The organism is Okeania sp. SIO1H4, assembly GCF_010672695.1.
GTDB lineage: Bacteria > Cyanobacteriota > Cyanobacteriia > Cyanobacteriales > Microcoleaceae > Okeania > Okeania hirsuta.
Map to the genome: position 1 here is coordinate 147,439 of NZ_JAAHGB010000013.1, position 6,000 is coordinate 153,438.

The following is a 6,000-nucleotide window of genomic DNA, read 5'->3' on the forward strand; positions in this document are numbered from 1 at the left end:
AAATCAAACGTTTATGTCTTGATACAAAATATAATCGGCATTCAAGAAGTTAATTCAGATGAGGCAAAAATTCTTGAATCTATAGGTTACTATGAAAAACAATATGCTCAAATTGAAGCTGAAATTATTTTATCTCCTGAGTTAATTGACCAAATCTGGCGAGTGGGTAAGTATTTATGGAATAAAGACAAAGCAGGTTTAGTTCTTGGTCTTATTTGGTCAAATCTCAACATCTTTTATGTAACCCCTGATGCAGAGTGGTAGAATCTCTTCAAAGAAATTAATTTAACAGGAAATATCCCCACAGAAGATATAGAAGTTTTTCTTACAGCTAAGTTTGGACTAACAGATTGTTTTGTCTCTTCTAATAGAGAACTAATTAAAGCGATCGCTGATTTTGAGTGTTTAACTCCAGATGCTTTTATCAACAAATATCTCAAATAAATATCTGTAAATACCAAAATACTAAATTTTATCAGCAAAATCAAGTTATGAGAGGTTGATTTTATGGTAGTTTTATCAGCTAATACACAATCTTTTGTGAAACTTATCGAATACTTGAACTGTGATAATCTTGATAGCGTTAGCGAAGCTTTGCGTCAGCAATCGCTTATTAATTTCTACTGATATAAGCTGGAATATTTATGAAAATCTATTAAATTATTTGGGAAATTCACCTTATTTCAAAGTTATTTATCATCAAGGAAGTTTACAAATTATGTCTCCTAGCAGTCGCCATGAAATTTACAAGAAAATGTTGGGGATGTTGGTAGAAAATTATTGTTTAGAAACAGGGATTCGTTTTTATCCCTTGGGTTCTACAACTTTGAAATCTCAAGATAAATTAAAAGGAATTGAGCCAGACCAATGTTATTGTATTGGTAGTCAAAAAAATATTCCCGATCTAGCAATTGAGGTTGTTATTACTAGCGGAGGAATTCAAACTTTAGAAATTTATCAAGGTTTAGATGTTTCTGAAGTTTGGTTTTGACAAAATGGAGAGTTACAGGTTTTTTGCCTAGTAAATTGTGAGTATTTGCAGAAAAATAATAGTCAGTTATTACCAAATCTTGATTTAGATTTATTAGTGAGTTATTTAGATTGGGAGGAACCTCTTGATGCTATTTGGGATTTTAAAGAAAGAAGGAAGAAGGAAGAAGAAAGAAGGAAGAAGTAATAAGTGTAGGTTTGGTTGAGGAACCGTTAGCTCCAGCTTATCCGTTAGGATAAACCCAACAAAAATAAAGCACTAAAAATTAGATCGTAAAAAATATGAATTATCTTGCTCAAATTGCCAATAATTCCTGGATGAAAATATACCTGAGAATTTTAGCCTTAATTTTTACCTATAGCGGGTTAATTCACATTACAAATATCATAGGTTTAGGCCCACAACCATGGTTAGAAACTCCTCTAACTTGGCAAATAGGAGACATAATTTATGGCATCCTAGATATTGTGGCTGTTATTGGTTTGTGGCAAAGAAAAGCTTGGGGAATTAGTTGTTTTTTCATAGGAATTTTATCTCAATTTTTAATTTACACAGTTTTTCTAGATTATTTTGCCTTTACCGAACAACAGCGAACAACTATTTACGGCTTATTAGGAACAGAGGTTATTTTACTTTTAATATTTTTAGTTTTATTGTTGTTGAAAAAGTAGTTACTAAATCAAACATTCATCAATTTCAAATATTAGAACAAGTTTCGAGTTGATAATATGTTTTTAGGGAACAAGGAATGAATAAGAATTATAGATTAGTCTTAAGCTTTACCTCATGCTTCCTTAAATTTTCTGTATCTAGTAAATTTTTAATTTATAACTTCCTTCAAAACAAAAAAATTATTATGACATTTGAAAAAAAAATATCTCCTGTCCTTATTGTAAATATAAGGAAGAAGGAAGAGGGAAGAAAGAAGAAAGCTTTAGTTATCTAGAACAGAATACTTAAAAGTCCGAAAAAACTTAAATTTTCTGTAGATATTCACGCTTTGGTTGACACAAACGATACCAGCAGACACGATATTACTTCTATTAGTAGTATCAAATTGGAATCGAATTTGGATGAGCTTACTATGTTTCTCAATCCATCTTTTTATCTTCAGAAACCCACATTGAAGAAGTAAAACTTATTTTGAACTATTAGATTCATTTTCTATTTGTGGGGCTGGAAATAGATATTGAACTTTCTCTACCAATTTAGGAAACCCAGATGGAAATAACTTAGGATAAATAATCAGCAAAAGAATGCCAATAATAGTAGAACCTAAGTAATAAATAATTTGCCCATTCTGCATCCAAGTCAAGAAATCTAAAAATCCAAATTTTTTCGGTTTTTCTATTTTTGGCTGAGGGGATATTTTTGATTGAGGAGAATTTCCTGTTACTTTAGCTGCAATCTTACTCTCATCACCCAATACATTTCCCACAACATTTCCATTTTTATTTTCAATTTTCTGGCTTTGGTCATTGACAAGTTTTTCAGCTATAGTTTGATTGCCAATAACATCATTTTCATTAATATTTATTACTGAGTCAGTATGATTATTTATTGTATAGTTTGTAGAATCTTTAGGGTTTAAAAAATTCCTACTCCTATCTTTGTCTATTACATCATCAATTAAACTTAATACCTCAACTGTATGATAGGGAGGTTTACCGCACTCAGTAGTGTATTTGCGATAATTAATTCGTTCTTTTAATTCCCTAAAGTTCAGGACTTACGCAAGGGCACTATATATAGCGTCTACTAATTTAGGCGATCGCTATAAATTTTCAAGCGATCGCCTAAATATTTCTGCCATTCTTAAAGCAAGAGAAAAAAATACCTATCAAATAAAAATAGCCCTGAATTTTATTGTAGGCTTTTTCAGCTCTTGGAGCAGATAATCTGATAGTAAATCATGTTTGACTCTATAGATAGTTTTTCCTATTTTTACTGCTAATCTTTTTAAGAAATTCCAGACTAACATAGCACAAGCTATGTGATTTTTTTGAATTTGCCTAAGACGACATTGACAAAATTCAACACCTGTTAACTGCTTAATTTATCTGTGAAATTCTTCAATTTTCCATCTAGTTTGAGACTCAAACTCTACAGCATCTACTGAATATTGAGCTAAGTCATTAGTTGCAATATATTCTGTCCTGTTGGTCGAAACAGTTGCCCAGAATAGTTTGACTTTTTTATCTCTTGGAAACCCTTTAAATTTAATTATTTTACCTGATGTTTTTTCGGATTCATTCCAACTTAACTTTCCTATATTTTTATATTTTTCTACACCACCAGTATCATCTACTAAGCGATTTATTTTTAAGGGACAATAATATATTTTTCCTAAATTGTCTATCAATGCCATTAATCTTTGTGTGGCATACCAACTATCCATTAATACAGTCTTAAACGGTAGTTTTTTATGACCTACCACAGAAAAAATCATTTCTTCTACATGATCTCCGCACGCTTTTTTTATTAGTATCCGGGTCATAAATTCGATAATCTATCAGCCAAAACTCTTCGGCTTCTGGATTAAAATATATACAATTTACTATCCCTATACCACGAATTACACTATGGTTATTACCACTATACTGTCGGCGGACTAACTCAATTTTATTACTATGTTCTTTATTAAGAACTGTATGATCAAATATTAAATAGCCTTCTGTGTTAGTTACAATTTCATCTTTAACATTTCCCCATAAATTTTGGTCATCAAAATTTTCGGTTTTCAGATAACGATTTATCGTGTCATGGCTAACGTTTTCTAGGTGATTTGCTAAATTTGTAATGGTATAATTCGTATGAGAATTGAGTAAATACTGACAATAATCAATATAGTTAAAATTCATGTAGTTAGCTCAAATCAACAACAGTATTATTCTATAATAATTAGAGTATTTTGGCCAAGTTTATTGACAATTAGCAACATCTACATAGAGGAAAAATAAACTATATTAGCGTGTCTTTCGCCCCTCACGAATTTTGTTTAGGCGATCGCTAAGGGGAACTTAGTCAGGAATACCAATGTAGAAATAACCTTAAGGCTTAACACTATATATAGTGCCTTTGCGTAAGTCCTGAAGTTGTAGAAATAAGGATTCTGAGTATTTTTGCAAGCTGAACAATTACAAGGAATTAATTTATTATATTTGAGTCGATTATTGTAGGAACTATGAATTTTATCCAATTCGTGAATAACAATAGTGATTAAATCCCGTTTTTGCTGCCCAGAAATTCTAATTTTTATTTCTCTCTTACCGTAATATTCAATCACTTCTGCTCTGGTTTGATTTTTCTTGAGAATGACTCCGCTTTTCCATACATATTTTTGCTCCTCAATATCCTCGTGCATCGCCACAATAAACTGAGTAATAATTCCTTTGGGCATAAATTCGTAAGTGTAACGTAATATCAAATTATTGCTTTCATCCCAATCATATTCTGGTTGAGCTTCTGTTAGGAGTTGAGGGGCAATATAGATTTGAGAAGTACCAGGAATTTTATAGCGGGACTTTAGCAAATTTCAAGCCCAAACAAACCCCAAACTCTCTTGATCAGCGGTAAATACGTCGATGTTTTCATCTAACCACTCAACAAAACGATCAGATATTGCTGTACGAAATGCTTCTCAAGTATCAGTAAAGGTATTTAATGGTTTGTTAGCCCAACGCCTTCTTATACCTCCTGTTAACTGATGCCAGATCATAAATGTATAAGCACGATCAGACTAAAATAAAATGCCTTTTGAGGCTGATTTTATCTCTGACTTGATATTCTCTTAGTCCTCACCATCCTTTGGCTTCTAATCACGAAAACTTCCACCCAATTTCTCTTTTGATAAGTAGAATACATCCACTCTGGACTTATATATTTGTGTTCTATATTAGTGATCTAATAGTTAAGAGCAGTGGCCTCAGAAAAACTTTTAGCATTGATCACGATAGCTATAGTTTTTTGACCTGACATCCTAGATAGTTGTACTTCTCATGTGGCTACCCAAACTTCTTCTTTCTTTTTTGTGCTTAGTTGAACTAAATTAAAGCCTTGTGGGGATATACTTTCAGCTAGCTGGTCTAATCTAATTTCTTCTAGAATTTCATCCTGTTTTTTGATGATTACTTTTTCCTACGGAATGCTACGCAAACGATTTTTAGCTAATCCTCCTATATAAGTTAAATTTCTTTTTTCTAGTTGATTCAAACATGATGTATTGTTACCATATCCCCCATCAATTAACACAATTTCTGGCCGATGTCCTCGCTGACAAACATTGGTCAACTAGAGACATTGCTAAGTCTGGTTTCTTCACAAATTCTGGGTCTTTTTTTCCTCAAGGTAAAGAATCCGCTTTTTGATCTAAAGCTATATCTAAAGGTAGACTTTTGACTCCATCATCAAGATGAGTGGTAACCACAACTACACCATGATCTGTTTTTCCTATTTCTCCTATATATTGCCGCCCTACTCCTGCAGTTAAATTACCACTTCTTGCTCCGTCTTTACGCCGAGGAAACCTCGGCGCAGGCGGTGCGCTTTTCCTGTGGCCTGAATCGTCTATAATTAAAGCTGCGGGAACGAGAAGGTTTTGTTTGACGACATTCCCACATTACTTGAAGACGACGCTCCCATACCAGCATCTACGGACTAATTTGCTCGAACTAAAAAATGCCGTAATTTGTGGTATGACAGACCTACAGTGTTGTTGGCAATTTGAGACAAGTTTTTTCTCTGGCTTTCCCCTAATCACCCTCCTATATACTCTCTAAACCCAGTTTTTTGAGCTTTTGTCTTGAATACATCCAGGACTTACGCAAAGACACCATATATAGCGTATGGTAATGTAGAGCGATATAGCTGCCGCACTTGCTCCCTCCGCCAACGCTGCAAAATAGAGAGCGATTGCCTCAGCAAAGCTCCGCTAACGCCTCAAGAAAAGTATCATGATCAAAACAAGAGTCAAAAAATACCTATCAAATAAAAACCGCTCTGAATTTGAT

At 33.1% G+C, this 6,000-nt stretch carries 7 protein-coding genes and 2 pseudogenes; 4 read left to right on the plus strand and 5 right to left on the minus strand.

The features are described from left to right. Positions 1-18 precede the first annotated feature (18 nt). Positions 19-264, plus strand: a complete 246-nt coding sequence (locus F6K06_RS13010; protein ID WP_205127225.1) for a hypothetical protein — start codon at positions 19-21, stop codon at positions 262-264. Here the strand turns inward: F6K06_RS13010 and F6K06_RS13015 are convergent. Next, the gene (locus tag F6K06_RS13015) at positions 237-461 is read right to left on the minus strand and encodes a hypothetical protein (RefSeq protein WP_205127579.1); all 225 of its coding nucleotides are present in this window, start codon (positions 459-461) and stop codon (positions 237-239) included. The two genes, F6K06_RS13010 and F6K06_RS13015, sit on opposite strands and share 28 nt — an antisense overlap. A 203-nt stretch (positions 462-664) precedes the next feature. Between F6K06_RS13015 and F6K06_RS13020 the strand changes: the two genes are divergently transcribed. The 3 genes from F6K06_RS13020 to F6K06_RS13030 all read left to right on the plus strand — a co-directional run bounded on the left by F6K06_RS13020 (position 665) and on the right by F6K06_RS13030 (position 1,662). Next, positions 665-991, plus strand: a complete 327-nt coding sequence (locus tag F6K06_RS13020; protein WP_124154108.1) for a Uma2 family endonuclease — start codon at positions 665-667, stop codon at positions 989-991. Between the two features lie 45 nt (positions 992-1,036). Next, complete coding sequence (locus tag F6K06_RS13025) at positions 1,037-1,177, plus strand: hypothetical protein (protein WP_161564328.1); 141 nt, start codon at positions 1,037-1,039, stop codon at positions 1,175-1,177. A gap of 95 nt (positions 1,178-1,272) precedes the next feature. Next, positions 1,273-1,662, plus strand: a complete 390-nt coding sequence (locus tag F6K06_RS13030) for a hypothetical protein (RefSeq protein ID WP_124143261.1) — start codon at positions 1,273-1,275, stop codon at positions 1,660-1,662. Between the two features lie 467 nt (positions 1,663-2,129). On the opposite strand, the gene F6K06_RS13035 is transcribed toward F6K06_RS13030, so the two are convergent. From F6K06_RS13035 to F6K06_RS13050, 4 genes and pseudogenes are all read right to left on the minus strand, one after another. Next, positions 2,130-2,429, minus strand: coding sequence for a hypothetical protein (locus F6K06_RS13035; RefSeq protein WP_124143260.1), 300 nt, complete (start codon positions 2,427-2,429; stop codon positions 2,130-2,132). A gap of 402 nt (positions 2,430-2,831) precedes the next feature. Beyond that, positions 2,832-3,852: pseudogene (locus F6K06_RS13040) on the minus strand (transposase). A 137-nt stretch (positions 3,853-3,989) separates the two neighbouring features. Further along, entirely contained in the window at positions 3,990-4,523 is a 534-nt protein-coding gene (locus tag F6K06_RS13045) for a COR domain-containing protein (protein ID WP_240038773.1), read from the minus strand. Between the two features lie 3 nt (positions 4,524-4,526). Next, a pseudogene (locus F6K06_RS13050) lies at positions 4,527-5,797 on the minus strand (IS701 family transposase); the annotation flags it as partial. Positions 5,798-6,000 lie beyond the last annotated feature (203 nt).